Genomic DNA, 798 nt, shown 5'->3' on the forward strand with positions numbered 1-798 from the left:
GACGAACGATTCGAGCTCGGTGCGTTCCTCGTCTGAAAGATCAACCGTATACTCCTTGTTTACCATATCCTCTCTAACAGATTGTCTCTTAACAATCTATGGTTGACGAAGCACTAGCGAGAACGTCTTTGCTATTCAGATCCGTAATCAGTGAGCCGGAGTTTCCCCTCGACTTCGTAGAGATGCCCCTTGTTGTAGAGCCGTTTGATGATATCCTCAGCAGCGGGGCGTTCAAGATCTTCTTCCTCATAGAGAATCGTATACGCTTGCTCATACGTGAGCTCTCCCTCATCTGGAAGCCTCCTTGCGAGCGCGTCGAGTGCTTCTTGCGCAAGTGGTGTGAGTGGCGACGTCCCATTTGAGTCCATTTGTACGACTACATTCGAATGCTGAACAACTAAACCCTTGGTCAGAGTTCGATCGTGCCACTATCTGTCTCCTGATGATAAGGGAAATGAGCAAACGACGTGGAATGATGGGTTGGGATGAGTACGAGAACCCACGTCGCCTGCTGGGTTACGTTGACTGCACTCTACGCTTGGTACCCGACGGGTAAAGCCTTCAGCCAACCAGAGCGAAAGTGAAACTGAAGACAGACGGTGAAATTCACGTCCTCACGCGTTCCATCACGACTACTGCACCGAGAACTGGACTGATGACGCGAACACTCTTGGGTTAGTAGAGGGTGTCATAGAACTCTTGTCACACCGTGATGATTGTGCTTCCCGGATTGTCTCCGCGTTCGTAGTTGGTGATTGCGATGACGAGACGAAGGCACAGCGCGAGGAACACCTGCGC

Annotated in this window: 1 protein-coding gene; it reads right to left on the bottom strand. The window is 51.0% G+C overall.

Going from position 1 to position 798, the window contains the following annotated elements:
* Positions 1-131: 131 nt before the first annotated feature.
* A complete protein-coding gene (locus ACR3FF_RS27245; RefSeq protein ID WP_458191228.1) occupies positions 132-368 on the bottom strand; it encodes a hypothetical protein in 237 nt (78 codons plus the stop codon).
* Positions 369-798: the final 430 nt, after the last annotated feature.

Source organism: Haladaptatus ordinarius, assembly GCF_054177595.1.

Coding starts and splice junctions, on each gene's coding strand:
- ACR3FF_RS27245 (WP_458191228.1), bottom strand. CDS start 368: ATGGACTCAAATGGGACGTCGCCACTCACACCACTTGCGCAAGAAGCA.